General features: G+C 59.6%; 22 protein-coding genes and 1 pseudogene. 11 read left to right on the forward strand and 12 right to left on the reverse strand.

The genetic code is table 11. The annotated features are described in order from the left end of the window. Position 1 precedes the first annotated feature (1 nt). Both hslO and CKW19_RS13155 read left to right on the forward strand, forming a co-directional pair. Positions 2–904 (forward strand): Hsp33 family molecular chaperone HslO, encoded by a 903-nt coding sequence (gene hslO / locus CKW19_RS13150; RefSeq protein WP_095058230.1) that lies wholly within the window; start codon positions 2–4, stop codon positions 902–904. Between the two features lie 180 nt (positions 905–1084). Beyond that, positions 1085–2626, forward strand: a complete 1542-nt coding sequence (locus CKW19_RS13155) for a phosphoenolpyruvate carboxykinase (RefSeq protein ID WP_095058231.1) — start codon at positions 1085–1087, stop codon at positions 2624–2626. 96 nt (positions 2627–2722) lie between these two features. Here CKW19_RS13155 and CKW19_RS13160 read toward each other — a convergent pair whose 3' ends face one another. Continuing rightward, positions 2723–3076, reverse strand: a complete 354-nt coding sequence (locus tag CKW19_RS13160; protein ID WP_095058232.1) for a DUF1493 family protein — start codon at positions 3074–3076, stop codon at positions 2723–2725. A 202-nt stretch (positions 3077–3278) separates the two neighbouring features. Here CKW19_RS13160 and CKW19_RS13165 point away from each other — a divergent pair, with 202 nt between their 5' ends. Continuing rightward, positions 3279–4493 carry an S-type pyocin domain-containing protein gene (locus CKW19_RS13165; protein ID WP_095058233.1) on the forward strand — a complete coding sequence of 405 codons (1215 nt, stop codon included), beginning with the start codon at positions 3279–3281 and terminating at the stop codon, positions 4491–4493. Next, entirely contained in the window at positions 4490–4720 is a 231-nt protein-coding gene (locus CKW19_RS13170; protein WP_095058234.1) for a hypothetical protein, read from the forward strand. Before CKW19_RS13165 ends, CKW19_RS13170 begins: the two co-directional genes overlap by 4 nt. A gap of 43 nt (positions 4721–4763) precedes the next feature. On the opposite strand, the pseudogene CKW19_RS13175 reads toward CKW19_RS13170, so the two are convergent. From CKW19_RS13175 to CKW19_RS13190, 4 genes and pseudogenes are all read right to left on the reverse strand, one after another. Next, positions 4764–5051 (reverse strand): annotated as a pseudogene (locus CKW19_RS13175) (helix-turn-helix domain-containing protein). An 84-nt stretch (positions 5052–5135) separates the two neighbouring features. Next, a complete protein-coding gene (locus tag CKW19_RS13180; RefSeq protein ID WP_095058235.1) occupies positions 5136–5432 on the reverse strand; it encodes a hypothetical protein in 297 nt (98 codons plus the stop codon). Positions 5433–5681: 249 nt separating this feature from the next. Beyond that, positions 5682–5972, reverse strand: a complete 291-nt coding sequence (locus tag CKW19_RS13185) for a hypothetical protein (protein WP_095058236.1) — start codon at positions 5970–5972, stop codon at positions 5682–5684. Positions 5973–6221: 249 nt separating this feature from the next. Next, the gene (locus CKW19_RS13190) at positions 6222–7286 is read right to left on the reverse strand and encodes a S8 family peptidase (protein WP_095058237.1); all 1065 of its coding nucleotides are present in this window, start codon (positions 7284–7286) and stop codon (positions 6222–6224) included. 264 nt (positions 7287–7550) lie between these two features. On the opposite strand from CKW19_RS13190, the gene CKW19_RS13195 reads away from it, so the two are divergent. The 3 genes from CKW19_RS13195 (at position 7551) to CKW19_RS13205 (ending at position 11396) form a co-directional block, all read left to right on the forward strand. Further along, positions 7551–9479, forward strand: coding sequence for an ATP-dependent DNA helicase RecQ (locus tag CKW19_RS13195; RefSeq protein ID WP_095058238.1), 1929 nt, complete (start codon positions 7551–7553; stop codon positions 9477–9479). Positions 9480–9590: 111 nt separating this feature from the next. Beyond that, positions 9591–10817: a 3-hydroxyacyl-CoA dehydrogenase gene (locus CKW19_RS13200; protein ID WP_095058239.1), complete on the forward strand. Its 1227-nt coding sequence runs from the start codon at positions 9591–9593 to the stop codon at positions 10815–10817. A gap of 156 nt (positions 10818–10973) precedes the next feature. Further along, positions 10974–11396 carry a thioesterase family protein gene (locus tag CKW19_RS13205; protein WP_095058240.1) on the forward strand — a complete coding sequence of 141 codons (423 nt, stop codon included), beginning with the start codon at positions 10974–10976 and terminating at the stop codon, positions 11394–11396. A 66-nt stretch (positions 11397–11462) separates the two neighbouring features. Here CKW19_RS13205 and CKW19_RS13210 read toward each other — a convergent pair whose 3' ends face one another. The 3 genes from CKW19_RS13210 to fdhD form a co-directional block, all read right to left on the reverse strand. Beyond that, complete coding sequence (locus CKW19_RS13210; RefSeq protein ID WP_095058241.1) at positions 11463–11957, reverse strand: glycine zipper domain-containing protein; 495 nt, start codon at positions 11955–11957, stop codon at positions 11463–11465. 294 nt (positions 11958–12251) lie between these two features. After that, on the reverse strand, positions 12252–14600 hold the full coding sequence (locus tag CKW19_RS13215) for an FdhF/YdeP family oxidoreductase (RefSeq protein WP_095058242.1): 2349 nt from the start codon (positions 14598–14600) through the stop codon (positions 12252–12254). After that, positions 14597–15436 (reverse strand): formate dehydrogenase accessory sulfurtransferase FdhD, encoded by an 840-nt coding sequence (gene fdhD, locus CKW19_RS13220; protein ID WP_095058243.1) that lies wholly within the window; start codon positions 15434–15436, stop codon positions 14597–14599. Before fdhD ends, CKW19_RS13215 begins: the two co-directional genes overlap by 4 nt. Positions 15437–15699: 263 nt before the next feature. On the opposite strand from fdhD, the gene lysM reads away from it, so the two are divergent. Continuing rightward, a complete protein-coding gene (lysM, locus tag CKW19_RS13225) occupies positions 15700–16140 on the forward strand; it encodes a peptidoglycan-binding protein LysM (RefSeq protein WP_095058244.1) in 441 nt (146 codons plus the stop codon). 155 nt (positions 16141–16295) lie between these two features. On the opposite strand, the gene yrfG is transcribed toward lysM, so the two are convergent. Then, positions 16296–16958, reverse strand: coding sequence for a GMP/IMP nucleotidase (yrfG, locus tag CKW19_RS13230; protein WP_095058245.1), 663 nt, complete (start codon positions 16956–16958; stop codon positions 16296–16298). A gap of 88 nt (positions 16959–17046) precedes the next feature. Here yrfG and nudE point away from each other — a divergent pair, with 88 nt between their 5' ends. Continuing rightward, positions 17047–17610, forward strand: a complete 564-nt coding sequence (gene nudE / locus CKW19_RS13235) for an ADP compounds hydrolase NudE (RefSeq protein ID WP_095058246.1) — start codon at positions 17047–17049, stop codon at positions 17608–17610. 20 nt (positions 17611–17630) lie between these two features. Then, positions 17631–18437 carry a 3'(2'),5'-bisphosphate nucleotidase CysQ gene (cysQ, locus tag CKW19_RS13240; protein ID WP_095058247.1) on the forward strand — a complete coding sequence of 269 codons (807 nt, stop codon included), beginning with the start codon at positions 17631–17633 and terminating at the stop codon, positions 18435–18437. An 86-nt stretch (positions 18438–18523) separates the two neighbouring features. On the opposite strand, the gene CKW19_RS13245 is transcribed toward cysQ, so the two are convergent. The 3 genes from CKW19_RS13245 to CKW19_RS13255 are packed head-to-tail and all read right to left on the reverse strand — an operon-like array spanning position 18524 to position 22219. Next, on the reverse strand, positions 18524–18979 hold the full coding sequence (locus tag CKW19_RS13245; protein ID WP_095058248.1) for a YiiD C-terminal domain-containing protein: 456 nt from the start codon (positions 18977–18979) through the stop codon (positions 18524–18526). A gap of 40 nt (positions 18980–19019) precedes the next feature. Next, positions 19020–20414, reverse strand: coding sequence for a sigma-54 dependent transcriptional regulator (locus CKW19_RS13250; protein WP_095058249.1), 1395 nt, complete (start codon positions 20412–20414; stop codon positions 19020–19022). Continuing rightward, positions 20411–22219, reverse strand: a complete 1809-nt coding sequence (locus CKW19_RS13255; RefSeq protein WP_095058329.1) for an ATP-binding protein — start codon at positions 22217–22219, stop codon at positions 20411–20413. Before CKW19_RS13255 ends, CKW19_RS13250 begins: the two co-directional genes overlap by 4 nt. Before the next feature lie 163 nt (positions 22220–22382). On the opposite strand from CKW19_RS13255, the gene CKW19_RS13260 reads away from it, so the two are divergent. Further along, the gene (locus CKW19_RS13260) at positions 22383–25295 is read left to right on the forward strand and encodes an aminotransferase (RefSeq protein ID WP_095058250.1); all 2913 of its coding nucleotides are present in this window, start codon (positions 22383–22385) and stop codon (positions 25293–25295) included. Positions 25296–25418: the final 123 nt, after the last annotated feature.

Genomic DNA, 25418 nt, shown 5'->3' on the forward strand with positions numbered 1-25418 from the left:
TATGACCGACCAAGCGGATAACGACTTCACCCAACGCTTCATCTTCGATGACAGCGACACCCGTGGCGAGCTGGTCTCGTTGGAGCTCAGCTACGCCGAAGTCCTGGCCAAACACGCCTACCCGCAGCCTGTCGCGCAATTGCTCGGAGAGCTGATGGCGGCCGCATCGTTGCTGGTCGGCACATTGAAGTTCGATGGCTTGCTGATTCTGCAGGCACGCTCCGAAGGCCCGATTCCGCTGTTGATGATCGAGTGCTCCAGCGAGCGCGACATCCGCGGCCTGGCCCGTTACGAGGCGGACCGCATCGCACCTGACGCAACCCTGGCTGACTTGATGCCGGATGGTTCGCTGACATTGACCGTCGACCCGAAACGGGGCCAGCGCTACCAGGGCGTCGTCGATCTGGATGGCGAAACGTTGTCCGATTGCTTCACCAACTACTTCGTCATGTCCCAGCAGATTGGCACCCGCATCAAGCTCTGCGCCGATGGCCGTCGTGCCCGTGGCCTGTTGCTGCAACAACTGCCGGCCGACCGTTTGAAAGACGACGACGAACGCGCCGCCAGCTGGCAGCACATCACCACCCTGGGCGGTACGCTGACCGCCGATGAGCTGCTGAGCCTGGACAACGAAACCGTGCTCCACCGCCTCTATCACGACGAGCAGGTGCGTCTGTTCGACGTGCAGAAGTTGCGTTTCCGCTGCAGCTGCTCGCGCGAACGTTCGGCCAATGCACTGGTCAGTCTGGGTATGGAAGACGCGCAGCAATTGGTCGTCGAACACGGTGGCAACATCGAGATCGATTGCCAGTTCTGCAACCAGCGCTACCTGTTTGATGCCACCGATGTCACTCAATTGTTCGCCGGCGCGGGCATCGAGACGCCGTCGGATACCCGTCACTAAAACGGTTCAGCGCAGGTAAATTCACTGGCAAGTGCCGGATTAACGCCGTTACGACAGGAGGGGCCTACTTTTTTTGGCCTTTTCTGGCATAATCCGGCCCACTTTTTTCGCGGTAGTAGTGCACGACTTTCTACTACAAAAACGTTTGGAGCACTCGGCCACTGGCCGACGGGGAACCTCATGACGCAAGCCAATAACGCCGTGTACACCGATCTGAGTGTTGATGATCTGGTTAAAGAAGCCCTCAACCGCGGTGAAGGCGAGCTTGCCGATACCGGCGCACTGGTTGTTCGTACCGGTCACCGTACCGGCCGTTCGCCAGTCGACCGTTTCATCGTTGAAGAGCCATCCACTTCGGCCGCCATTGCCTGGGGCCCGATCAACCGCAAGTTCCCGGCCGACAAGTTCGATGCCCTGTGGGACCGCGTTGAGGCATTCAACAACGCGCAAGAACACTTCGTTTCCCACGTGCATGTAGGTGCCGCTTCCGAGCACTACCTGGCCGTGAAGATGACCACCCAGACTGCCTGGCAGAACCTGTTCGGTCGTTGCCTGTTCATCAACCCTGCCCAGTACAACCCGGCTGGCCGTGATGAATGGCAAGTGCTCAACGTTGCCAACTTCGAATGCGTGCCAGAGCGTGACGGCACCAACTCCGACGGTTGCGTGATCCTCAACTTCGCACAGAAGAAAGTGCTGATCGCCGGCATGCGTTACGCCGGTGAGATGAAGAAAGCGATGTTCTCGGTGCAGAACTTCCTGCTGCCGGCCGCTGACGTACTGCCTATGCACTGCGCCGCCAACATCGGCGAAGAAGGCGACGTGACCCTGTTTTTCGGTCTGTCCGGCACCGGCAAAACCACCCTGTCCGCCGACGAAAGCCGTTACCTGATCGGTGACGACGAACACGGCTGGGGCGAAGGCGTGGTGTTCAACATCGAAGGCGGTTGCTATGCCAAGTGCATCGACCTGTCCGAGAAGAACGAGCCGGTTATCTGGAAAGCCATCAAGCACGGCGCAGTCCTGGAAAACGTCGTTATCGACGATGCCAAGCACGCCGACTACGCCGATGTCAGCCTGACCCAGAACAGCCGCGCCGCCTACCCGCTGGAGCACGTTGCCAAGCGTTCCGAGCAGAACCTCGGTGGCGAGCCGAACGCTGTGATCTTCCTGACCTGCGACCTGACCGGCGTACTGCCGCCAGTGTCGATCCTCAACGAAGAACAAGCGGCTTACCACTTCCTGTCCGGCTACACCGCACTGGTGGGCTCGACTGAAATGGGTTCGGGCAGCGGCATCAAGTCGACCTTCTCCACCTGCTTCGGCGCACCGTTCTTCCCGCGTCCGGCTGGCGAATACGCAGAACTGCTGATCAAGCGCATCCGCGGCTTCGGCTCCAAGGTCTACCTGGTCAACACCGGCTGGACCGGCGGTGGCTACGGCGTCGGCAAGCGCTTCAACATCCCGACCACCCGTGCCGTGATCGCAGCGATCCAGAGCGGCGCGCTGATCGGTACCGAGACCGAGCACCTGGACACCATCAACCTCGACGTGCCAGTGGCCGTACCGGGCGTTGAGACTGGCCTGCTGAACCCACGCAACACCTGGGAAGACAAAGCCTCCTACGACGAAGCCGCCAAAGCACTGGCCGGCCTGTTCATCGAGAACTTCAAGAAGTTCGAAGTGAGCGACGCGATCAAGGCTGCGGGTCCTAAGCTGTAAGTGTTGGTTTGAGCTAACGAAAAAGCCGCCCTTCGGGGCGGCTTTTTTGTGCGCAAAATTCGGTTTTTAGCGGGCAAGCCAGAATGCCTCGGGCCGTTACAGGCCTTCGAGCTCATCCGTGTCCCAGCGTTGGGCCTTGATGGCCTGGTAGAGCATGCCGATGGTCAATGACACCTTCTCACCGCGACCTTTGGCTTTGCGCTTTAGATTCACATCAGGGCCGGCAGGCTGGAAATAGCGGTAACTGTCGAAATCCACGAAGTCGATTGCGAAATGGTTTTCCAGGGTTTCGATCAGGTGCTGGGCGTCTGTTCCGTTGCACCCCAAGTCGAAGTTGATCGAGGTGCTGAGGCTTATGGTTTTGCGCTCGGGGAAGCCGAGTTCTTCGTGCAGCAGTTGCAGGAGTTGCTGCATCACGTGGTCGTCGGGGAGGTCGGGGGCGAGGTTCATGTAGGAATTTCCAAAAGGGTTCTCGCTGGATGAGGTTGGTCGGATTTGGCAACCAGTTTAGTGCGATGCCTTGCGATCTGCGGGAACAAGAAAGATCTCACGTTAAGTTCAGATCCTCCCTACAACAGTATCCAGGACTCCTCGGTAAGTTCTAGCGTCCCGACTTCGAACCGGGAGTTTTCGAGCTAAACGAGGGAGAGGGATGACTGGTCGAAAAGACATACCGCAGGTTTGGCATCATTACGATGCGGATGGTGGTGGTTACCGCTGTTTGAGGGACATGACCCACAGCGAGTTGGCCGCGAGAGAGGCCATGCAGAAATCCTACGAAGCGATGCTAGCTCGCCAAGCTGCGTACGAAAAAAGTCGAGAGATAGTGCTTCAACAAAAGCGCCAAACCCCTGGGGGATGCGTATTTGCCAAGTCCTGCAAGTTGCCTGATTCGATCATCGACTACAGCAATCCAGCCGGATTTGTACCGACAGACAGTATCGAAGAGTATGGCAAGCTCACTGTGCTAGGCGGCCGGAAGGTCGACGGATCCGGTTGCTTACCTCTGGAGAGGATCAGTGGAGTAGTGCCAGCAGGTATCGGTACTTTGGCATTGGGCGGCGTCGCCATTGTTCCGGCTGCAACCAGTGCGGCAAGTGCTACTGCTGGCGTCGTGACTGCCGGTGTTGCCGCTAGCGCATTGGTGGGGCTGGTGGCTTTGCTGGCGCCATCAAGTCTTGGCGATGGTGCACTGTATTCTGATGAACAACTCAGAGCACTTAAGCAAGCGCGGACGCGTGTTCGGTTGCGCATTGAAGAGCAATCTGACGGCACGCTTAAAGGTTACGGGTACAACACTCAGAGCCGGCGCGACTGGGAAATGATTCCGGTTGTGACGTTTGCAGTTCGCGGTACCCAACAAGTGGCTGACTTTGGCGGCGGGTTTGAATTGATTTGGACCCCCGCAGAAAACCCAACAGAAACGCTGGGTATCCCAGCGTTGGAGGCAGCACCACAAACGCCTCATGTATGGATTTTTCCTCCAACAGAAGCGGCTGACAGAATTATCGTTAGCCCAGTTTATCCGCCGAAGTATCAGGATTTTATTCTGGTATTCCCGGCGGATTCCGGGATTAAACCGCTTTACATAGTGTTAAACGTGCCGAGGGATTTTGGTTACCGGCCAGCCCCAGGCGAGTTGCTGGCATTTCCGGATACCTATCCAGTTCCCTCAAAAACATCCGTTAAGGGTGGTGGAAAACGGAGAGCGCGTTGGTTGGACTCGAAAGGAAGGATCTACGAATGGGATTACATGCACGGAACAGTTGAGCAATACACCAAACAAGGAAAACACCTGGGCGAATTCAATGCAGAAACGGGTGAGAGACTTTCGGAAGCTGATCCAGAAAGGAGAACACAGAAATGAAACACTCAATTCGGGCGTTTTATAAAACAACGGAGCGATTGGCCTTTCAGGTAGAGATCCTCGCTGAACATTTCGAGGCACTCTCAGCCTTGATGGAGTGGGCAGAGCCAGATGATCCGATTTATGAATATGAATTGTCGGGTGAACAAATTCGAAGGCTTGAAACGCTCACCGGAAAGACTTTTTGCAGTCCGGACTTTCTTTTTTTTCTTTCCTGTAGAGCATGATTCGGTGGTAGCGAACGGGATCAGTTCGCTCATCACGATTATCTCAGGTGGCTAATGCGTTCAACACATGGACGGGGTCATTATGAATGGATTTGAGCAGGGCTTTAGCCGGCCCTGTCGGCTCACGGCGGCCCTACTCCCAATTGCGCAAAGTGCCGAGTTGGACGTCGATCAATGCTGCAAACTTGGCTTGAGTCAAACCGGTAGCCTTACGAATTTCTTTGACTTGCAGCGCATCGACGCGGAATTCGCGGGAAGGCCGGCGTTTGCCCCGTACGATCTCGTCCATCTGTTGCACGCTTTCCATCAGCTCATCAAAATACTTGCTCATGGCTATCTCCAGTGTCTGATGACTGCTGTAACTGACGTTTGATCGTTCTCATGTAGAACGTGGGAACGATATGTTCACTCGAGCTCAGGCCGGGGCTTTCCAGTTGAGCATGCGTTGTTGGGCGACTTTGAGCAGGTCGCAGCCGTCCTGGGTCAGGAGGTAGAGCGCATGGGTGATGTGCGGGATGTCTTTGATGTCGCCGTATTTGAAGCATTGGCAGTGCAGGGTTTGCAGCAAGTCGCTGGAGGCCCGGATGCGCTGGAGGGCGGCTTCGAGGATGTCTTGGGGGTTGGCCTCTGTGTCGATGATCAGGGGCGGGGTGTCGGTTAAGTTCGTTTTGAGTGGACGATATCGATTTTGAAATGGATTTAGTGTGGCCACTGAAGAAAACCTCTAGTAAGTGGAAATGTGCGTTCTCTCTTATTCGAGTGACCAAGCCCGAGTCGCTGATTTGGCAGCGACAGTCCGGACTATAGGTTTGAGTCACTGGTTGGCGATAGCCGACAAGGTGTCTTCTTTTGTAGGACCTTGCCGAAGCTTTGATAGGGCATTGCTGACGGACTTATCCACAGTGCACCGCGTTATCGTTCATCGCGAGCAGGCTCGCTCCTACAGGGGGTGTGGTGTTCTTCAGACGGTGAGTTTCGGCAGGCGTTGCCGGGCGATGTCGAGCAGGTCGTTGCCGTCCTGAGTCAGCAGATACAGGGCACTGACGATTTTCGGGATGTCGCTCGCGTCGGCCTGTTTGAAGCAAAGGCAATACAAGGTTTCCAGCAGGTCGCTGGCGGCGCGGATGCGCTGGCGGGCGGCATCGAGGATCTCGTAGGGATCGGCCTCGGTGTCGATGACCAGCACCGGGGTTTCGCTGTAGCTGGATGTAAGTGACTGGTAGCGTTCGGTCGTTGTGTTCAGCGGGGGCATTGATGTCGGTCCTGTGAGAAATCGGAGGTCACTCCGGCAGGCCGCCACAGTATCTTCAGCCGCGCAAAAACTATGAAGAGAGCGGCGCATCAGAGCAATACCGCCGCTATCGACAGGTTTTGTAGGGCGTTTACACCGATAGGGGAATGCTCCTACGCCCCCCATTGGTTTGATTGATGAACGCTTTTTCGGGTAACGATTCCTACGAGCTGAGCAGAAAAAACTGTTGGATGCGTCGACGATCAGGATTCAATCGGTCCCAGGTGCGGGAAGACGTCGCGATGCTGCTTCAAGATCCAGTAATCCTCGACCATAGGCTTCGCTGTTGGCGTAAAGACCTGTCCGGTTTGCAGTTTCCAGCACGTGGTCGCGAACTTGCTGTGTGCTCATTTCAGGGTACAGGCTCTGCACGGCTGCCAATGCGCCACTGACCAATGCGGCGGCGGGGGACGTGCCAGCGGTTTGCACGTATTTACCGTCCTTGCCTGTGGTCAACAAACCTTGACCAGCACCCGAATCCCCACCGGGAACGGCGATGCACCATGCCGCAGCTACGCCACAGTAATTGGATTTACCATTGATGGCACTGCCGTCGTTTTTCAACGCTACGACCGCGATCCAGCCTTTTTCCAGTTCAGGGATGGCAAGGGGCAAGCCCGGTTCTGCCAAAGGCTCTCGTCTGAGTTCATTGCCGGTTGGAAACACAAATACGGCACCTTCTTGAACCAGTTGCCGAGCCTTCACCAGCGAGTCTGGCATGACCTGGCTGTAACGCGCTTCAGTGAGTTCCGTCGCTGGAATGGCATTGGCCCAGGAGTTGTTGAAGATCCGCGCGCCGCTGTCAAAACCTGACTGCCAGGAGCGGGCAATTTCACTGTCAAAGAAAAAGGGTTCGTTATCGTCGCCGAAACGGAAGGGGATCAATTGCGCATTGAATGCGACGCCGTGCATGCCATGGTCATCCTTGTTGGCGGCGAGAATACCGGCCATCTGGGTGCCGTGACCGACGCGGTCAAATGTCCCCGGCCGGTTCTCAACATAATCAAACCCGGGGGCACCCACCCTGCCTTCAAACTCTGCAAGTTCGGCGTTCAGGCCTGAGTCAATCAAAGCGACGGTCACACCCTGCCCGGTGCCGCCGCGTGCGTAGAGGCGTGACGCCTGCACGACCGCCAACCCCTTTTGAGCGTGATACTCAGGTGTCTCGAATGTGTCGGGCGCAATTGTGGTTTTTTCGGGAACAGTCAGGCATCCGCTGAGCAGCACAGGCATGGCCAATAGGAGCGCAAATTGAAAAGCATAGGGTTGGAACATGATCGGTCCTTCGAAAGGGGGCGCCCGTTTCAGTCCTCTTCAGTGATGAAAACGTCGCGCAGAATCTGGTTGGTCATAGAACATACCTGCGCCGCACTGGGGGCGTGAGATGGCAAAAGGCTCTGTGTGTTTCAACCTGTGGCGCGAGCGGGAGCGGGTTATGGCTGTATCATCCCGTATCGTTTTTACCCCCGACCTTTTCTCGACTCACTGCGATCGCCGACTAGGCTTTGCTCATCGCAGCGGTCAACGGAGTGACAGCTTATGCACAACACCCTGGAACAGGTTTTCGGTTATCCACAGTTTCGGCCCGGTCAGGAAGCGGCGGTCAGCGCGGTGCTGGCGGGGCGCTCGGCGGCGGCCATTTTTCCCACCGGTTCCGGCAAATCCCTGTGCTATCAATTGTCGGCCGTGCTGTTGCCACACCTGACGCTGGTGGTCTCGCCATTGCTGGCGTTGATGCAGGATCAGTTGGCGTTCCTGCAGCGTCATGGCATCGCTGCGGGCAGCATCGATTCGGCCCAGAGTCGCGATGACGCCAGCGACGTGATGGCCCGCGCCAAGTCCGGTGAATTGAAGATTCTGATGATTTCGGTTGAGCGCCTGAAGAACGAGCGCTTCCGCAATTTTCTTCAGCAAGTGCCGATCTCGCTGTTGGTGGTGGACGAGGCGCATTGCATCTCGGAATGGGGTCATAACTTCCGTCCGGATTACCTCAAGCTTCCGGACTACCAACGGCAGTTCAATATCCCGCAGGTGCTGCTGTTGACGGCAACGGCGACACCCAAAGTCATTGTGGATATGCAGACAAAATTCGCCATTGCCGCTGACGATGTCGTCACCACGGGTTTCTATCGACCCAACTTGAATCTGCTGGTGGAGCCTGTGCGGGGTCAGGACAAGCGTCGTCGCCTCGTCGAGTGGATGGCTGAGCGCCACGGCCAACCGAGCATCGTGTACGTCACGTTACAGAAGACCGCCGAGCACATTGCCGAGCACCTCAATCGTAATGGCATTCAGGCCGAGGCTTATCACGCCGGTTTGCCCCACGACCAGCGCGACGGTATCCAGAAACGCTTCATGGGCGGGCAGTCCGGTTGCATCGTCGCCACCATCGCCTTCGGCATGGGCATCGATAAAAGCGACATCCGCAACGTGGTGCATTTCGACCTGCCCAAATCCATCGAAAACTACAGCCAGGAAATCGGCCGCGCAGGACGCGATGGCCAGCCGTCCGATTGCCTGGTACTGGCCAACCGCGACAGCCTCAACGTGCTGGAAAACTTCGTCTACGGCGATACGCCTGAGCTGGATGGAATCCGCCATGTGCTAGACGAACTGCAAGCTTGCGCCCCGGAAGGACAATGGGAGTTTTTGCTGGGACCGCTGGCGGACCAGAGCAACATCCGTCAGCTCCCGCTCAAAACCTTGCTGGTGCAGTTGGAGCTGCGTGGAATCATCGCTCCGCGCTACGCCTATTACGCGGAGTACCGATTCAAGTACTTGCTGGAACCCGATGCCTTGCTGGCACGTTTCGAGGGTGAGCGCAGGGATTTTGTCGCAGCCATTATCCAGACCTCCAGCCGTGCCAGAACCTGGGCCACGGTGAATTTCGACGCGCTGTATGAACATCATCAAGCCGAGCGTAATCGAGTGGTCAAAGCACTGGATTACTTTCAGGAAAAGGGCTGGGTCGAGCTGGAAAGCAAGCAGATGACCGAGGTCTACAGCCTGCTGCAAAGCGGTTTCGACAGCGCCGCGTTGAGCGAGGAACTGCACGCCTGCTTCAGCCGACACGAACACACCGAGATCGCGCGGATTCACGCGATGCTGGATCTGTTCGCTACCGAACGCTGCCTGGGTTATCGCCTGGCCGAGTACTTCGGTGACGAAAATGCGCCACAGCAATGCGGGCATTGTTCGGTGTGTCACGGGCAAGTGGCGCGACTACCGGCACCACCGGCGTTGCCGGCGCTTGTGGATAAAAACTTCGAGGCGTTGTGTGGCAATTTTATCCACAAGCACGAGCAGCACACGGGCAGCGCACCCTCGGCTGAACGCACGACAAGATTCTTGTGCGGTATCAGCGTGCCGCTGTTCACCAAGCTCAAGGCGCGGGCGATTCCGGGGTTTGCGGCGTTGGAGGATTATCCGTATGCCGAGGTGCGGGCGTGGGCCGAGCGGCATCTGTAGCAGGCCACATCCATCCGCTGAATGTTGCTCATCACAGGAATAAATTTCAAAAAAACGTTGTGGCTGACTATGGTGGGGGCTGTCTTAGGATCGCCAACAAGAGAACACAATATGAGCCAGACGCCGACGAATATTCAGCGCGCAGCCGTGATTGGCGCGGGCACCATGGGCCGAGGCATTGTCATGTGCCTGGCCAACGCCGGGGTAGCAGTGCAATGGGTTGATAACAATCCACAGATGCTCGAGCAGGCATTGGTCACCGTAGCAGACACCTACGCCCACAACGTGCGGCAGGAGCGAATCGATCAGGCTGAAGCAGACGCTCGTATCGCTCGGGTCACTGCCGCCGCCGATTACGCGGCCATTCGCGATGTTGATCTGGTCATCGAGGCGGTGTACGAAAACCTTGAGCTCAAGCAGAAAATCTTCCGCGAGCTGGACGGTCTGCTCAAGCCCGAAGCCATTCTGGCGAGCAACACCTCGGCACTGGATATCGACGCCATTGCGGCGGTGACTCGCCGGCCGCAACAAGTCCTGGGCCTGCATTTTTTCAGCCCGGCACACATCATGAAACTGCTGGAAATCGTCCGTGGCGCCCAAACTGCACCGGCGGTCATCGACGCTGCGCTGGCACTGGGCAAACGCATGGGCAAGGTCAGCGTGGTGTCGGGCAACTGCGACGGTTTCATCGGCAACCGCATGCTCAATACCTATGTGCTGGAGGCGCGAAAAATGCTGCTGGAGGGGGCTTACCCCTATCAGGTGGATGCGGCGCTGCAAGGTTTCGGTTTCGCCATGGGGCCGTTCCGCATGTTCGACGTGGTCGGTGTCGATTTGCAGTGGCGTTCCCGACAACTGTCCGGTGTCGGTCAGGATGCACCTGAGGTTCAGGTGGATAACCGGTTGTGCGAGATGGAGCGTTTTGGTCAGAAGAGTGGCAACGGCTATTACCACTATGAGCCGGGCAGTCGTCAGGCCGAACATGATCCTCTGGTCGATGCGTTGGTGCTGGAAGTCAGCGAAGGGCTGGGGTTCCAGCGTCGCGAGATCAGCCAGGAAGAGATTCTGGAGCGCTGCTTGCTGGCACTGGTCAACGAAGGGGCGAAGATCCTTCAGGAAGGCATCGCCGGATCGGCCCACGATATCGACCTGGTTTACCTCAACGGGTACGGTTTCCCGGCAGACAAGGGCGGGCCGATGGCCTGGGCGGATCAGCAGGGGTTGGCGGATATTCACCGGCGCTTGATAGACCTTGAGACACGCCAGGGTGATCACTGGAATCCGGCGCGGGTGATTGGTGAGCTGGCAGCGGCTGGCAAGGGCTTTGCTGACAAGTGATTGATGTGGCGCCCGCGAGGACGCCTTCGCCAGCAGGCTGGCTCCCACAGTTGATCCAGGTCGCCCGCAGATTTTGGCAATGTGCGAGCCTGCTCGCGATGAGTTCAACTCGGTTTTTCGCCGTAGACTGGCGAACCCACTCAGGAATCAACACTGATGCCTCATCGCACCGAGTACCCGCACTTCCAGCCCGTCACCACGCGCTGGCATGACAACGACGCCTACGGTCACGTCAACAACGTCACCTACTACAGCTTTTTCGACACCGCGGTGAACACTTACCTGATCGAAGTCGGTGGTCTGGATATCCACGATGGCGAGGTGGTGGGGTTCGTGGTGAGCTCAGCCTGCGATTACTTTGCGTCCATCGCTTTCCCGGACCGGATCGAGATCGGTCTGCGGGTGGGCAAGTTGGGCAACAGTTCGGTGCAATACGAACTGGCCGTGTTCAAGCAGGGAGAAGACGAGGCCTGCGCGGCGGGGCGCTTCGTGCATGTGTTTGTCGATCGTGGGTCGAATCAACCCGTGGCGATTCCTGCAGGGTTGCGCGGGGCGCTGGAGCGTCTGGTGGTTCAGTAAGGCAAAAAAAATCGCAGCCCTTGGGCTGCGATTTTTGTTGTACTCACCAGCGAGGCGCTCGAGGCGTTAGTCGCGGTGGTACTTGTGGTGCTTGCGATGACCATAGGCATGGCCACGGCCCGGATGGCCGTCACGGTAGTAACGACGGTCATTATGGCTGCGATACGAACGATGATCGTCGTCGTGATCATTATCATTGTCGTACTCTTTGCCCATGTAGTTACCCAGTGCGCCACCGGCACCGCCGCCCGCTGCGGAGCCGATCAGGCTGCCGGTGGTGCCGCCCACGCTGCGGCCGACCACGTTACCGCCTGCAGCACCCAACGCACCGCCAATGGCGGCTTCGCCACGACTGTGTTTGTTTGCGCCGACTGCGCTACCACCCGCGCCACCCAGGGCAGCACCGATGGTGGAACCTGTATTGCCGCCTAACGACTGACCGACGACCGAGCCTAGAACCCCGCCCAATGCGCCGCCCACACCAGCTTCGGTGGTGCCGCCAGCAGAGGCAATGCCACTGACCAGGCCAAGGGACAACAAGAGAATCGAGGAGTACTTCATGGGGGAACCTCAAGGGGATGACGATGCGATCCTGAGGCTCCGAATTGTGCGTGACAATCGAAATCCGACGAATAACACGACTTGTATACAATTGTGCAAGTTACTGTTTTCTGGATGGAACTTAACTTTTTTTCGCCGGTCTTTTACTTATTCCCGAAGGCTGTTTTCATTTGAAAACGGCCTTTTTTGTGGGCGATTGAAATGTTTTTGCGTGGCCCATCAAGAATTTAAAAGATCGCAGCCTTTGGCAGCTCCTACAGGGATTGCCGAAGGCTGCGATTTTTTGATTTTGCGTTACGCCGACCGGGCCATAATCAACCCCGAGTCACTCGCCGCCTCCAGGCGGATCGCCACGAACTTCGACGTCGGTGTATGGCTACCATCACCGATGCTTTCCAGTGGCACCAACGGGTTCACTTCCGGATAGTACGCCGCCGCTTGCCCGGCCGGGATGTCGAATGCCAGCAGCGTGAAGCCTTTCACCCGGCGCTCGACGCCATCGTCCCAGATCGAAACGATGTCGGCCTTCTGACCAGGCTTGAAGCCCAGGCGGATGATGTCGGCTTCGTTGACGAACAATACATCGCGTTGTCCCTTCACGCCGCGATATCGGTCATTAAGGCCATAGATCGTGGTGTTGTACTGATCGTGGGAACGCATCGATTGCATGATCAGGTCCGGCAGCACGCCGGTGGCGCGGGTGCGCTCGTGGACCAGATCCTTGGGCAACCTGTTGGGTTTGAAAGTGGCCCGGCCCGACGCGGTGTTCCATTTGCGCGCACCGGCGCTGTTGCCGAGGTAGAAACCGCCCGGGTGCTTGATCTTCTCGTTGAAGTCTTTGAAGTTGGGGAGGGTGTCGGCGATCAGGTCGCGGATGCGGCCGTAGTCGGCCACCAGCCAGTTCCAGTCCACCGGATGGCTGCCCAGCGTCGCAGCAGCGATCCCGGCGAGGATCGCCGGCTCCGAGCGCATCTGGTTCGACAGCGGCTGCAACTGGCCGTTGGAGGCGTGGACCATGCTGAAGGAGTCTTCGACGGTCACCGCTTGCGGGCCTTCGAACTGGATATCGATGTCAGTCCGGCCCAGGCACGGCAGGATCAGCGCGTCTTTGCCGTGGGTCAGGTGGCTGCGGTTGAGCTTGGTGCTGATCTGCACGGTCAGGTCGCAGTTTTGCAGCGCCTGGAAGGTCCGTGGGCTGTCCGGGGTGGCTTGGGCAAAGTTGCCGCCCAGGCCGATGAAGACTTTTGCCCGGCCTTCGGCCATGGCGTGAATGGCCTCGACCACGTTGTGACCGTGGGCGCGCGGTACCTTGAACTGGAAGCGATGCTCCAGCGCGTCGAGAAACGCCGCTGGCGGGCGCTCATTGATGCCCATGGTCCGGTCGCCCTGCACGTTGCTGTGGCCTCGCACCGGACACAGGCCGGCACCCGGTCGGCCGATGTTGCCGCGCAGCAGCATCAGGTTGGCGATTTCCTGAATGGTCGCCACCGAATGACGATGCTGAGTGATGCCCATGGCCCAGCACATGATGACGTTCTTGCCCTTGGCATACATGCGCGCCGCTTGCTCGATCTCCTCGAGGGTCAGGCCGGATTGCTCGATGATCTGTTCCCACGGGGTGTCATCGATGGTCGCCAGATAATCCAGCACGTTGACGCTGTGTTCATTGAGGAAGTCGTGATCGAACACCGCCGGGGCGCCGGTCTTTTGCGCGTCGCGTTCCCACAGCAGAAGGAATTTCGCCATGCCGCGCATGATCGCCATGTCGCCGCCGAGTGCCGGGCGGAAGAAGGCGGTGTTGGTCGGCTTGTCGCGGTTGGTGAGCATTTCGATCGGATGCTGCGGATGCTGGAAGCGCTCCAGCCCGCGCTCCTTCAGCGGATTGATGCACACCACTTGCGCGCCGCGATTCACCGCTTCACGCAAGGGTTCGAGCATCCGCGGGTGGTTGGTGCCGGGGTTCTGGCCCCAGACGAAGATTGCATCGGCGTCTTCAAAGTCGTCGAAGGTCACGGTGCCTTTGCCGACGCCAACGCTCTGCGCCAACGCGACACCGCTGGCTTCGTGACACATGTTCGAGCAGTCAGGGAAGTTGTTGGTGCCGTAGGCGCGTACGAACAGCTGGTACAAAAAAGCCGCTTCGTTGCTGGCGCGGCCCGAGGTGTAGAACTCGGCCTGATTGGGGCTCGCCAAGCCGTTCAAGTGTTTGGCGATCAGGGCGAAGGCGTCGTCCCAACTGATTGGCTTGTAGCGATCGGTTTCGGCGTCGTAGCTCATTGGCTCGGTCAGGCGACCTTGATATTCGAGCCAATAGTCGCTTTGTTCCAGCAATGAGGTGACGCTGTGTTTGGCGAAGAACTTGCCATCGACACGGCGTTTGGTCGCTTCCCAGTTCACCGCTTTGGCGCCGTTCTCGCAGAACATCACCATGCCCTTTTCCGGCGAATCGCCCCAGGCGCAACCGGGGCAGTCGAAGCCACCGTTCTGGTTGGTCTTGAGCATTATGCGGAGATTTTTCAGCGCGTTGTCGCTGGTCATCCAGGCCTGGGCCACACTGATCAGCGCACCCCAGCCACCGGCCGGACCTCTGTAGGGCTTGTAGCGAGGGACGGGTTTCTGGTCGGCTTGGCGGTGTTGACTCACGCTTGGTTCTCCATCGCGGGGCTGTAGACCCGCGGCGCATTCTTTTGCGGCAGGTGAATGAGATTGAGGTTGTGGCGCCGGGCCCATTGCACGGCAAGGCCGGTGGGGGCCGACAGGCTGACCAGCGTTTGAATGCCGGCACGCAGGACTTTCTGGATCAGTTCGAGGCTGCAACGGCTGGTGACGATCGCCAGCCCGCCAGCGGTCGGGATCTTTTGTCGGATCAGGCCGCCGATCAATTTGTCGAGGGCGTTGTGCCGACCGATGTCTTCACGGCCCAGCAGCAACTCGCCCTGGTCATTCATGAACACCGCCGCATGCACTGCACCGCAATGCTGGCCCAGCGGCTGGAACGCTCCAATGCGCTGGCGCAGTCCGTCGAGCCATTCGGCGGGTGGCAGCGGCGCGCCGGGTAAAACTTTCAGGTCCGGCAATGCCTGCTCGACCGCCTCCACGCCGCACAACCCGCAACCGCTGGTGCCGGCCAGTTGCCGACGCTGTTGCTTGAGGTTCCAGAAGGCGCGATTGGCGATGGTCACTTGCGCGTATTGCGCCGACCCCGAGCCACTGAGTTGCAGGTCATAAATGTCCGTGGCGTCCTCGATGATGCCGCTGCCCAGGCTGAAGCCGACAATGAAGTCTTCCAGATCTGTGGGCGTCACCAGCATGACCGCCTGGCTGATGCCGTTGAAGGCAATGGCCAGCGCCACTTCTTCGGCCAGCGCGGTGCTGGCCGATTCCGAGTACTCAAGATTGCTGTAGCTGTATGTCTGGCTTGCGGCGGGCGCGGGCGTTTCGAGGGCAGGCGCCGCGCAGGCAGGGCGCTTGGTGTTCATGGCATCACCGACGGTTTGATCAGCTTTAAGACTAGGCGTGACAACATGTCGCGTCTAATCGCTATTACTGATCTACCGATAGATGCGCTCGATCAAGCTCGGCCAGCGATTGCGGATAAATCGCGAAACAGGCTTGCGCGAGCATGCTGGATGTCGATCTTCGCTCCAGGCGGGAAGCGGCGTCATTGGTCGGGTTGAATTCGCAAAGGGCGACTGTGGTCTAGGCTTTGATGTCTGGAACCCAAACCCAAGGAGAGTGAAACATGAGTCTTTTCAGCTTTATCAAAGAAGCAGGCGAGAAGCTTATTGATCTACTGACGCCGGGCAATGCCAATGCCAGTGAGCAGTTGAAGGAACACATCAGCAAGGTTGGCCTGGGTAATCCGAATGTACAGGCGACGGTCGACGGCGACAAAGTCACCGTGACCGGTGAAGTCGCGAGTCAGGAAGAGAAAGAAAAGATCCTGCTGGCATTGGGCAACATTGCCGGGGTTGGCAGTGTGGATGATCAGATCACTGTGACAGGACCGGTGGTCGCTGCCGCGCGTTTTGTGGTGGTGAAAAAAGGCGACACCCTCAGCGCGATTTCCCTGAGCGTGTATGGCAATGCCAACCAGTACAACAAAATCTTCGAGGCCAACAAGCCGATGCTGTCGCACCCGGACAAGATTTATCCGGGGCAGACACTGCGAATTCCCGAGTAACACAAAGCCTGTGGCGAGGGAGCTTGCTCCCGCTGGAGTGCGAAGTACTCCCAATTTGGTTAATGCGTTCTCTCTGATAGATCGCATCAGCTGAATGGCGACTGCTGCGCAGCCGAGCGGGAGCAAGCTCCCTCGCCACATTGACCGTGTCAGGTCTACAGCCCTGCAATCAAATCCCGATAATCCTCAACCGCCGCAAACTCTGCGGTGTCCTTCGGCCCTTTGCGGCTGTCGGGTTCGCGTACGGCCAGCAAATGCGCCACACCAAAATCCCGTGCACTGCGCAGAATCGGCAGGGTGTCGTCGATAAACAGGCTGCGCGCCGGGTCGAAATCGATGTCGGCTTGCAAGGCGTCCCAGAACTGCGGGTTTTCTTTGGGGAAGCCGTAATCGTGGGAGCTGATCAGGCGCTCGAAGTACGGTGCCAGCTCGATTTTTTCCAGCTTCAACGACAGCGAATCACGATGGGCGTTGGTGATCAGCACCACGCGTTTGCCGGCCTGCTTGATCGCGGCGAGAAAAATGTCTGCGTCCGGGCGCAGGGCGATCAGATGGGCGGTTTCCAGTTTCAGGTCGCGCACGGGTAATTTCAGTTCGGCACTCCAGAAATCCAGGCAGTACCACTGCAACTGGCCGGCATTGCGTTCGAACAACGGCTGCAACTCCAGTTCAGCCATGGCCCGGCTGACGCCGTGCAACTCTGCATAGCGTTGGGGCAAATGTTCGAGCCAGAAATGGTTATCGAAATGCAGGTCCAGCAACGTGCCGTCCATGTCCAGCAGAACGGTATCGATGTCGGACCAGGGTAGTGAAGGCATGGCAACTTCTCGGGCGGTAGAAAGATTTCTGGCGTAAACAATCGGGAAAGCCGCGTTATAGTACCGCGTTCACGCCAAGGAGCTTTGCATGCGCCAGAAACCCACCATACTCGCCCGCGAAATTGTCGCCACCAGTCGATTGTTCTGCGTGGAAGAGCTGAAACTGCGCTTTTCCAACGGCGTGGAGCGCACGTATGAGCGCCTTGTCGGCAAGGGGGCCGGGTACGGCGCAGTGATGATCGTGGCGATGCTGGATGCCGAACATGCGGTATTGGTCGAGGAATACTGCGGCGGTACCGATGAATATGAGATGTCCCTGCCCAAGGGCTTGATCGAGCCGGGCGAAGACGTGCTGGCGGCGGCTGAACGTGAACTCAAGGAAGAGGCCGGTTTCGGCGCGCGTCAGCTTGAGCACTTGACCGAGTTGTCATTGTCCCCCGGCTACATGAGCCAGAAAATTCAAGTGGTGTTGGCCACCGATCTGTACGAAGAGCGCCTGGAGGGTGATGAGCCCGAGCCGATGGGCGTGAGCAAGGTCAACCTGCGCGAGTTGTCGGCCTTGGCGCAGAATCCGCAATTTACCGAAGGCCGCGCCTTGGCGGCGCTGTACCTGGCCCGTGACCTCTTGACCCAGCGTGGAGCGTTTCAGTGACGAACTTTTCTCATCCATTGATGGCGCCGATTGTTGAGCTGGCGTTGCAGGCGGGCGATGCGATCCTGCCGTTCTGGCGCACGGGCACGGCCGTCACCGCCAAGTCGGATGACTCCCCGGTGACCGCGGCGGATCTGGCAGCCCACCACCTGATTCTCGCGGGCCTGACCGCACTCGACCCGAGCATCCCGGTGCTGTCGGAAGAGGACGCCAACATCCCCCAAAGCGTTCGCGCCGGATGGCAGCGCTGGTGGTTGGTCGACCCGCTGGATGGCACCAAGGAATTCATCAGCGGCAGCGAAGAATTCACCGTCAACATTGCCCTGGTTGAAAACGGTCGCGTGGTGTTCGGCGTGGTCTCGATGCCGACCAACGGTCGTTTTTACGTCGGCGGCGCCGGGCTCGGTGCGTGGCGAGGTGACAAGGGCGGCACGCCAGTGGCGATTCAGGTGCGTGATGTTTTAGCGCCTGGCGAAGCGTTCACTGTGGTTGCCAGTCGTCGTCACTCCAGCCCGGAGCAGGAGCGTTTGCTGGCCGGGTTGAGCGCCAGCCTTGGCGAATTGCAATTGGCGAATATCGGCAGCTCGCTGAAATTCTGCCTGTTGGCCGAAGGCGCGGCGGATTGCTATCCACGCCTGGCACCGACTTCGCAGTGGGATACCGCTGCCGCACAAGGCGTGCTGGAAGGGGCGGGCGGGGAAGTGCTGGATCTGAGCGGCGAACCGTTCTGCTATCCGGCGCGGGAGTCGCTGTTGAATGGATTCTTCCTGGCCTTGCCGGCGAAGGCGGCATGGCGGGAGCAGTTGCTGGCGCTCGCGATCCTGTAGGAGCTGGCTTGCCGGCGAAGCGGTGTGTCAGGCACACCGCGTTGCATCATTCGCCAGCAAGCCGGCTCCTACAGAGGTAGTGGCGCTTAACGGTGCATCACGTACTGCCCGACAAACCTCACCGCCACCTCATCACTGCCCTCATTCACCACCCGCGTGTTCAACGTCAACCGCGCTCGGCTGTATCGCTGGAAGGTGGTCAAAAACTTCTTCCACACGACCGGGTCCGGCGCCTGGCAAATGGCGTTGGCATCGCCCGTCACCGGTAGCGGGTAGCTGATCTGCCCTTCCTGAATCACGATGTGCCCGTCCGTAATGCCTTCTTCTTTCAGACGCAGGTGCAACCAGCCCCAACCGGCCAGGACGGCGCCGCAATACAGGCTGCCGCCAAACATGGTGCTCTTGTGGTTGACGTTGGCCTCCAACGGCAAGCGCAGGCGCAGTTGCTGGTCATGCCAGTCGAGCACCGTGAGGCCCATCTCCCGGGTGAGGGGAATGTCGTGATGCAGGACGGATTCGAGTTGACGACTGTCGCGGCTCATTCAATGACCTCTTGTTTGAAATGGATGACTGGACGGCCACTCAATCGAGGTCGTCGGGTTGGGGACTTGCGCCACTGTCGGCGAAACTCAAGCCGTGCTTGCGCAGTTTGTCGTGCAGGGTCTTGCGCGGAATGCCGAGGGCTTCGGCGACGCTGCGCACTGAGCTGTGGGAACGTGCCAGTTCAGCAGCAATCAGGGTTTTTTCGAAGTTTTCCACTTGCTCGCTCAACCCGCCACTGACGACGTCTATCGCTGTGCCGAGACCACTCTGCGGCTCAGTGTTGTCCAGCGCCAATTCCAGACCCAGGGCAAAACGTTCAGCGGCATTTTGCAGTTCGCGAACATTGCCGGGCCAGGTGTGGCGCAGCAACAGCGCACGCTGACCGGGTTGCAGTTCATGGGGTGGCAAGCCGTGGCGGGCGCTGGCCTCATCGGCAAAATGCTGGAACATCACCAACGCATCTTCACCCCGCTCACGCAGCGGCGGAATGCGCAGCGGTGCGACGTTCAGGCGGTAATACAAGTCGGCGCGGAAGCGACCCTGATCGGCAGCCTGGCGCAGGTCTTCCTTGGTCGCGGCGATGATACGGATGTCGAGCGGGATCAGTTGATTGCCACCCAAGCGCTCGACCACGCGTTCTTGCAGCAAGCGCAGCAACTTCACCTGAACATCCAGGCTCATGCTTTCGATTTCATCCAGGAACAGCGTACCGCCATTGGCGAACTCGAACTTGCCGATGCGGCGTTTTTGCGCGCCGGTAAAGGCGCCGGGCTCGTGACCGAACAGCTCGCTTTCGACCACGGACTCGGCCAGCGCCCCGGCGTTGATCGCTACGAACGGACCGTTGCGCCGGTTGGACAAGTCGTGCAGCGCTCGGGCCACGACTTCTTTACCGGCCCCGGTTTCGCCGAGGATCAGCACATCAGCCTTGGTCGCCGCGAGTGCGCCGATTTGCTCGCGCAGGCGCAACATTGAGGCGGATTGCCCGACCAGACGCGTGCTCAACTCATTGCGATCACTCAGGGCCAGCCGCAGGCTGCGGTTGTCCAGCACCAGTCGGCGCAGGGCCAGGGCACGGCGCACGCTGTCGAGCAGAGCGTCGCTGGCGAAGGGTTTTTCCAGAAAGTCGTAAGCCCCGGCGCGCATGGCCTGCACTGCCAGCGGCACGTCACCGTGACCAGTGATCAGCAACACCGGCAGGTCGGGATCCTGGGCATGAAGTTCAGTCAGCAGTTCGAGACCGTCCATCCCCGGCATGCGGATATCGCTCACCACCACGCCCGGCCAGTCGCGCTCAAGCTGCCCGGCCAAACCTTTGGCTTCGGCCAGCGGCAGAATTTTCAGGCCGGCCAGATCCAGCGTCTGGCTCAGGGCCTGGCGCAGATGGGGATCGTCGTCGATCAACACGACCTGGATACGGTTGTCGATGGTCATGCACTTCGGTCCTCGGACGGTTGCAGGCTCACACCCGGCGCGCCTGCGCGTAGCTTCAGGGTAATCAGTGCGCCGCCTTCCTTGTGGTTGGCGAACGACAGTTCACCGCCGAAGGCGCGCATCAGGGTCTCGCAAATCGCCAGGCCCAATCCAAGCCCCTGAGTACGGGTCTTGGTGGTGTAGAAGGGCTCGCTGGCGCGACCAAGGGCTTCCATGCAAAAGCCGGGGCCGTTGTCGCGAATGTACAGGTTGACGCCTTCGGGCGTGGATTGGGCACTCAGCCAGAGTTTGCGCGGCGGACCTTTTTCGGTCAGTGCGTCCAGAGCGTTGGCCAGCAGATTGCCGAGCACCTGGCGCAGACGGGTTTCCCCGGCCTCGACCCACAGAGTGGCAGCGGGCAAGTCGCGGATCAATTCGACTTCCATGCTGCGTCGGCGTTTGGCCAGCAAGGCCAGCGCATCGTCCAGCGCCGGTTGCAGGGCGACACTTTCCGGAGCGTGGCGATCGCGCCGGGCAAAGGCGCGCAAATGGGCAATGATCGAGGCCATGCGCCCGGTCAATTCGCTGATCAGCTTGAGGTTGCCACGGGCGTCATCGGTGCGCTGGTGGTCCAGCAGCACTTCGGCGTTTTCCGCGTAACTGCGGATGGCGGCCAGTGGCTGATTGAGTTCGTGGCTGATGCTCGCCGACATGGTCCCCAGCGCCGACAGTTTGCCGGCCTGCACCAGATCATCCTGGGCGCGGACCAGTTCCTGCTGAGCCTGTTCGCGCTCCAGCACTTCCTGTTTCAGGCGACGGTTGAGGCCTTCGAGGTCGCTGGTGCGCTCGGCGACCCGGCCTTCCAGTTCGCGGCGGGCCTTGGCTTCGAAGGCGATGCGTTCGAGGTAATGGCGACGGCGCTGCATCATCAGGCCAAGCAGCAACATCGCAACCAGCAGCGCTGCGCCGCCGATGGCGACCACCGTGCGTACCGGCCGGTCGATCAAGGTACGCGGGGCGAGAATGCTGACGTTCCAGCCCGTTTCGGCGATGGGTTGGGTTTGAGTCAGCCAGGCATCTGGATTGAGCTCCAGCGGCTTCGGGTCGCGGGTTGGATAAGGCTGGATCGCGGTGATGGCTTTGTTTTCTGCTTCGCTCAACGGGCGCGTCGAGCGGAATCGCCACTCCGGGCGTGACGTCAGAATCACCACGCCGTTATGGTCCGTCAGCAGCAGCTGTTCCGGGGTTTTACCCCACAGGCTTTCGGTGTGGTCCAGGTCTACCTTGACCACCAACACGCCGACGATTTTCTCGCCATCGCGCACGCCCGCCGCGAAGAAATAACCGCGCTTGGCGGAGGTGGTGCCCAAACCGAAAAACCGCCCGAGCCGCCCGGCCATGGCTTCGCTGAAGTACGGCCGGAAAGAAAAATTGCGCCCGACGAAACTGTCGTGTTTGTCCCAATTGGAGGCGGCCAGGGTTTTACCGCTGGCGTCCATCAGGTACATGACTTCGGCACCGGTCTGGGCGCTGATGTTCTTCAACAGGCGGTTGGCGTTGCCCTGGGTGACGCCGTCGTCCGGTGCACCGAGCACGGCGCGCAGGGCCGGCAGGTCGCCGAGGATCTGCGGCAACACTTCATAGCGGTGCAGGGTGCCCAGCAGGTTGGCGACGTAGAGGTCGAGGGTCTGACGGTTCTGACTGGCCAATTCGCTGCGGTAGTAGCGCTCCGCCAGATGCTGCAACGGCCAGAGCAGCGGTGCCAGGCACAGTGCCAGCAGGGCCAGGCTGCGCCAACGGGGTCTGGGGGGAAGGGTCGGAGTCATGAGCATCGAGCGCCTGTGGGTACAGGCGCATTATGCCTAGGCTTGCGGGCACCGTCTGCGCGAGAAAACGGCCCTGCAAACGCTCAGTACGGACCGTGGGGGGTTGCGTATCGCCCGAAGCGGTGGCGATATAAGCGCCTAATAAATTTTCAGGGGTCGTTGTATGCCGCTCGCCACGTTGATTCATCGCGCCAGTTTGCCCAGCCCGCAGGTGTCTGCGGAGCAGGCGCTTGAGCTGCTTGAGGAACATTACGGCTTTAGCGGAAAGTTGCAGGCCCTGGGTAGCCAGCAGGATCTGAACTTCCGCGTCGACAGCGACCGGGGGCGTTTCGTCCTGAAAATCTGCCGTGGCGACTATTCGGTACTGGAGCTTCAGGCCCAGCACGCGGGGCTCAAGCATTTGGGCGAGCACCCCGATGTGCAGGTGCCGCGCGTGATCCCGGCGAAAAGCGGCGCGGACCTGCTTTCCCTGGACGTTGGCGACCAGGTGGTGCATGTCCGTTTGCTGGAGTACATCGAAGGCCAGCCCCTGACGAGCCTCAAGTATTTCAACCCGGCAGTGGTGGCGGGTTTCGGTCGCCTGTGTGGCGAGATGGACCTGGCGCTGGCGGACTTCGATCACCCTGGCCTGGTGCGGACGCTGCAATGGGACGCTCGCCACGCACACGCCTTGATCGCGCACCTGCTGCCGGTCATCAAGGATGAAGCCCAGCGTCGGCTGATCGTCGAAGCGTCCGAACAAGCCGAGCGCCATTTGCAGCCACTGGAAGACAAGCTGCCGGTGCAGGCCATCCACATGGACATCACCGACGACAACGTGGTGTGGCAGCGCGATGCGCTGCGTCACTGGCAACTGCAAGGCGTGATCGATTTCGGCGATCTGGTGCGCACCTGGCGAATCACCGATTTGTCGGTGACCTGCGCCGCGCTGCTGCATCACGGTGAAGGCGATCCGTTCTGCATTTTGCCGGCGATCCAGGCTTACCACGCGGTCAACCCGCTTCAGCACGAAGAACTGCTGGCGCTCTGGCCACTGATCGTCGCTCGTGCGGCGGTGCTGGTGCTCAGCGGTGAGCAGCAAGTCAGCATCGACCCGGGCAACACCTACAGCCGCGACAATCTGATCCACGAGTGGGAAATTTTCCGCGTCGCCACATCGGTGCCACTGGCGTTGATGGAAGCAGCGATTCTCTCTTCGGTTGGCCAGACGCTGCCGGTTATTGGCAGTGAAGGTTTCGCGCCGCTGTTGCCGAACCTGGTGGGGCGTGAGTTTGCCTTGATCGATCTGGGGGTGTTGAGCCCGCATTTCGAGGCCGGCAACTGGGAGCAGGAAGGCGTCGATCAGCGCCTGCTGGATGAAGCCGTTGCAGCTCATGGGCTGGCGGCCAGTCGCTACGGGCAGTACCGTTTGTCACGGACCCGGCCGGACGTCGCGACTGAGCCAGAGACTTTCCCGTTGCATGTCGAATTGCGTGTCCCCCAGGGCTCGGCGGTCGAATCGCCGTTTGCCGGCGTGGTGCACCAACTGTCGACCGGCGTGCTGCAACTGGACGGCCCGCAACTGAGTGTGCGGCTGTGGGGTGTGACGCCATCGCTGCACAGCGGCGCAGCCTTGGTCAAAGGCCAGGTGCTGGGTTCGGTCAGCGGCCCGTTGATTGTGCAGTTGTGCCGAGGGGCGTCGATCAATGCGCCGCTGTTCTGTACGCCATCGCGGGCGGCCGCCTGGCATGCCTTGTGTCCGTCACCGGCGTCGCTGCTGGGGCTGGCGTGTGACGCCGAAGATGAGCTCGACGCAAAGACCTTGCTGGCGCGGCGTGACGCCAGTTTTGCCCGCACGCAAAAACACTACTACGTCGACCCGCCGCGCATCGAACGCGGCTGGCGCAATCATTTGATCGACATGCAGGGCCGCTCCTACCTCGACATGCTCAACAACGTCGCGGTGCTGGGTCACGGACACCCGCGCATGGCGGCGGTCGCCAGTCGTCAGTGGTCGCTGCTCAACACCAACTCGCGTTTCAACTACGCCGCGGTGGCCGAGTTTTCCGAGCGTTTGCTGAAACTGTCGCCCGAGGGCATGGACCGGGTTTTCCTGGTCAACAGCGGTAGCGAAGCCAATGACCTGGCGATTCGTCTGGCGTGGGCCTACAGCGGTGGTCGCGACATGCTCAGCGTGCTGGAGGCCTATCACGGCTGGACGGTAGGCGCGGACGCGGTGTCGACCTCGATTGCCGACAACCCCAAGGCCTTGAGCAGCCGTCCGGACTGGGTGCATCCGGTGATCGCGCCGAACACGTATCGCGGCGAATTCCGCGGCCCGAACAGTGCACCGGACTACGTGCGCAGCGTCGAACACAACCTGGCAAAAGTCGCCGAGCAAAAACGCCAACTGGCCGGTTTCATCTGCGAACCGGTGTACGGCAATGCAGGCGGTATCTCGCTGCCGCCGGGTTACTTGAAACAGGTTTATGCAAGGGTGCGTGCGCAAGGTGGCGTGTGCATTGCCGACGAGGTGCAAGTCGGCTACGGGCGCATGGGTCATTTCTTCTGGGGCTTCGAAGAGCAGGGTGTGGTGCCGGACATCATCACCATGGCCAAGGGCATGGGCAACGGCCAGCCGTTGGGTGCGGTGATCACTCGCCGGGAAATCGCTGAAGCACTGGAGGCCGAGGGTTACTTCTTCTCGTCCGCTGGTGGCAGTCCGGTCAGCTGCCAGGTCGGCATGGCCGTGCTGGATGTGATGGAGGAAGAAAAACTCTGGGAGAACGCGCAAATCGTCGGCGGGCATTTCAAGGCGCGCCTCGAAGCACTGATCGATATTCATCCGTTGGTGGGCGCGGTGCACGGGTCCGGTTTTTATCTGGGCGTCGAGTTGATCCGCAACCGCGAAACCCTGGAACCGGCCACCGAAGAGACCACGGCGCTGTGTGATCGCCTGCGTGAGCTCGGGATCTTCATGCAACCGACCGGTGATTTCCTGAACGTGTTGAAGATCAAACCGCCGATGGTCACCTCGCGCCAAAGCGTGGATTTCTTCGTGGACATGCTGTCGAAGGTGCTCGAAGAGGAGCTGTAAACTTTTCCCCCTGTAGGAGCGAGCCTGCTCGCGATGGCGGTTTTTCAGTCGACAAATCTGTGACTGACATGGCCTCATCGCGAGCAAGCTCGCTCCTACAGGGATGGGGGTGTTAATCCGATT

Origin of the sequence: Pseudomonas sp. Irchel s3f7, from assembly GCF_900187615.1 — a bacterium.
Classification (GTDB): domain Bacteria; phylum Pseudomonadota; class Gammaproteobacteria; order Pseudomonadales; family Pseudomonadaceae; genus Aquipseudomonas.

Excerpts from the sequence above, each read along its gene's own strand:
- hslO (WP_095058230.1), top strand. The coding sequence starts at position 2 with ATGACCGACCAAGCGGATAACGACTTCACCCAACGCTTCATCTTCGAT.
- CKW19_RS13155 (WP_095058231.1), top strand. The coding sequence starts at position 1,085 with ATGACGCAAGCCAATAACGCCGTGTACACCGATCTGAGTGTTGATGAT.
- CKW19_RS13160 (WP_095058232.1), bottom strand. The coding sequence starts at position 3,076 with ATGAACCTCGCCCCCGACCTCCCCGACGACCACGTGATGCAGCAACTC.
- CKW19_RS13165 (WP_095058233.1), top strand. The coding sequence starts at position 3,279 with ATGACTGGTCGAAAAGACATACCGCAGGTTTGGCATCATTACGATGCG.
- CKW19_RS13170 (WP_095058234.1), top strand. The coding sequence starts at position 4,490 with ATGAAACACTCAATTCGGGCGTTTTATAAAACAACGGAGCGATTGGCC.
- CKW19_RS13185 (WP_095058236.1), bottom strand. The coding sequence starts at position 5,972 with ATGCCCCCGCTGAACACAACGACCGAACGCTACCAGTCACTTACATCC.
- CKW19_RS13190 (WP_095058237.1), bottom strand. The coding sequence starts at position 7,286 with ATGTTCCAACCCTATGCTTTTCAATTTGCGCTCCTATTGGCCATGCCT.
- CKW19_RS13195 (WP_095058238.1), top strand. The coding sequence starts at position 7,551 with ATGCACAACACCCTGGAACAGGTTTTCGGTTATCCACAGTTTCGGCCC.
- CKW19_RS13200 (WP_095058239.1), top strand. The coding sequence starts at position 9,591 with ATGAGCCAGACGCCGACGAATATTCAGCGCGCAGCCGTGATTGGCGCG.
- CKW19_RS13205 (WP_095058240.1), top strand. The coding sequence starts at position 10,974 with ATGCCTCATCGCACCGAGTACCCGCACTTCCAGCCCGTCACCACGCGC.
- CKW19_RS13210 (WP_095058241.1), bottom strand. The coding sequence starts at position 11,957 with ATGAAGTACTCCTCGATTCTCTTGTTGTCCCTTGGCCTGGTCAGTGGC.
- fdhD (WP_095058243.1), bottom strand. The coding sequence starts at position 15,436 with ATGAACACCAAGCGCCCTGCCTGCGCGGCGCCTGCCCTCGAAACGCCC.
- lysM (WP_095058244.1), top strand. The coding sequence starts at position 15,700 with ATGAGTCTTTTCAGCTTTATCAAAGAAGCAGGCGAGAAGCTTATTGAT.
- yrfG (WP_095058245.1), bottom strand. The coding sequence starts at position 16,958 with ATGCCTTCACTACCCTGGTCCGACATCGATACCGTTCTGCTGGACATG.
- nudE (WP_095058246.1), top strand. The coding sequence starts at position 17,047 with ATGCGCCAGAAACCCACCATACTCGCCCGCGAAATTGTCGCCACCAGT.
- cysQ (WP_095058247.1), top strand. The coding sequence starts at position 17,631 with ATGGCGCCGATTGTTGAGCTGGCGTTGCAGGCGGGCGATGCGATCCTG.
- CKW19_RS13245 (WP_095058248.1), bottom strand. The coding sequence starts at position 18,979 with ATGAGCCGCGACAGTCGTCAACTCGAATCCGTCCTGCATCACGACATT.
- CKW19_RS13250 (WP_095058249.1), bottom strand. The coding sequence starts at position 20,414 with ATGACCATCGACAACCGTATCCAGGTCGTGTTGATCGACGACGATCCC.
- CKW19_RS13255 (WP_095058329.1), bottom strand. The coding sequence starts at position 22,219 with ATGACTCCGACCCTTCCCCCCAGACCCCGTTGGCGCAGCCTGGCCCTG.
- CKW19_RS13260 (WP_095058250.1), top strand. The coding sequence starts at position 22,383 with ATGCCGCTCGCCACGTTGATTCATCGCGCCAGTTTGCCCAGCCCGCAG.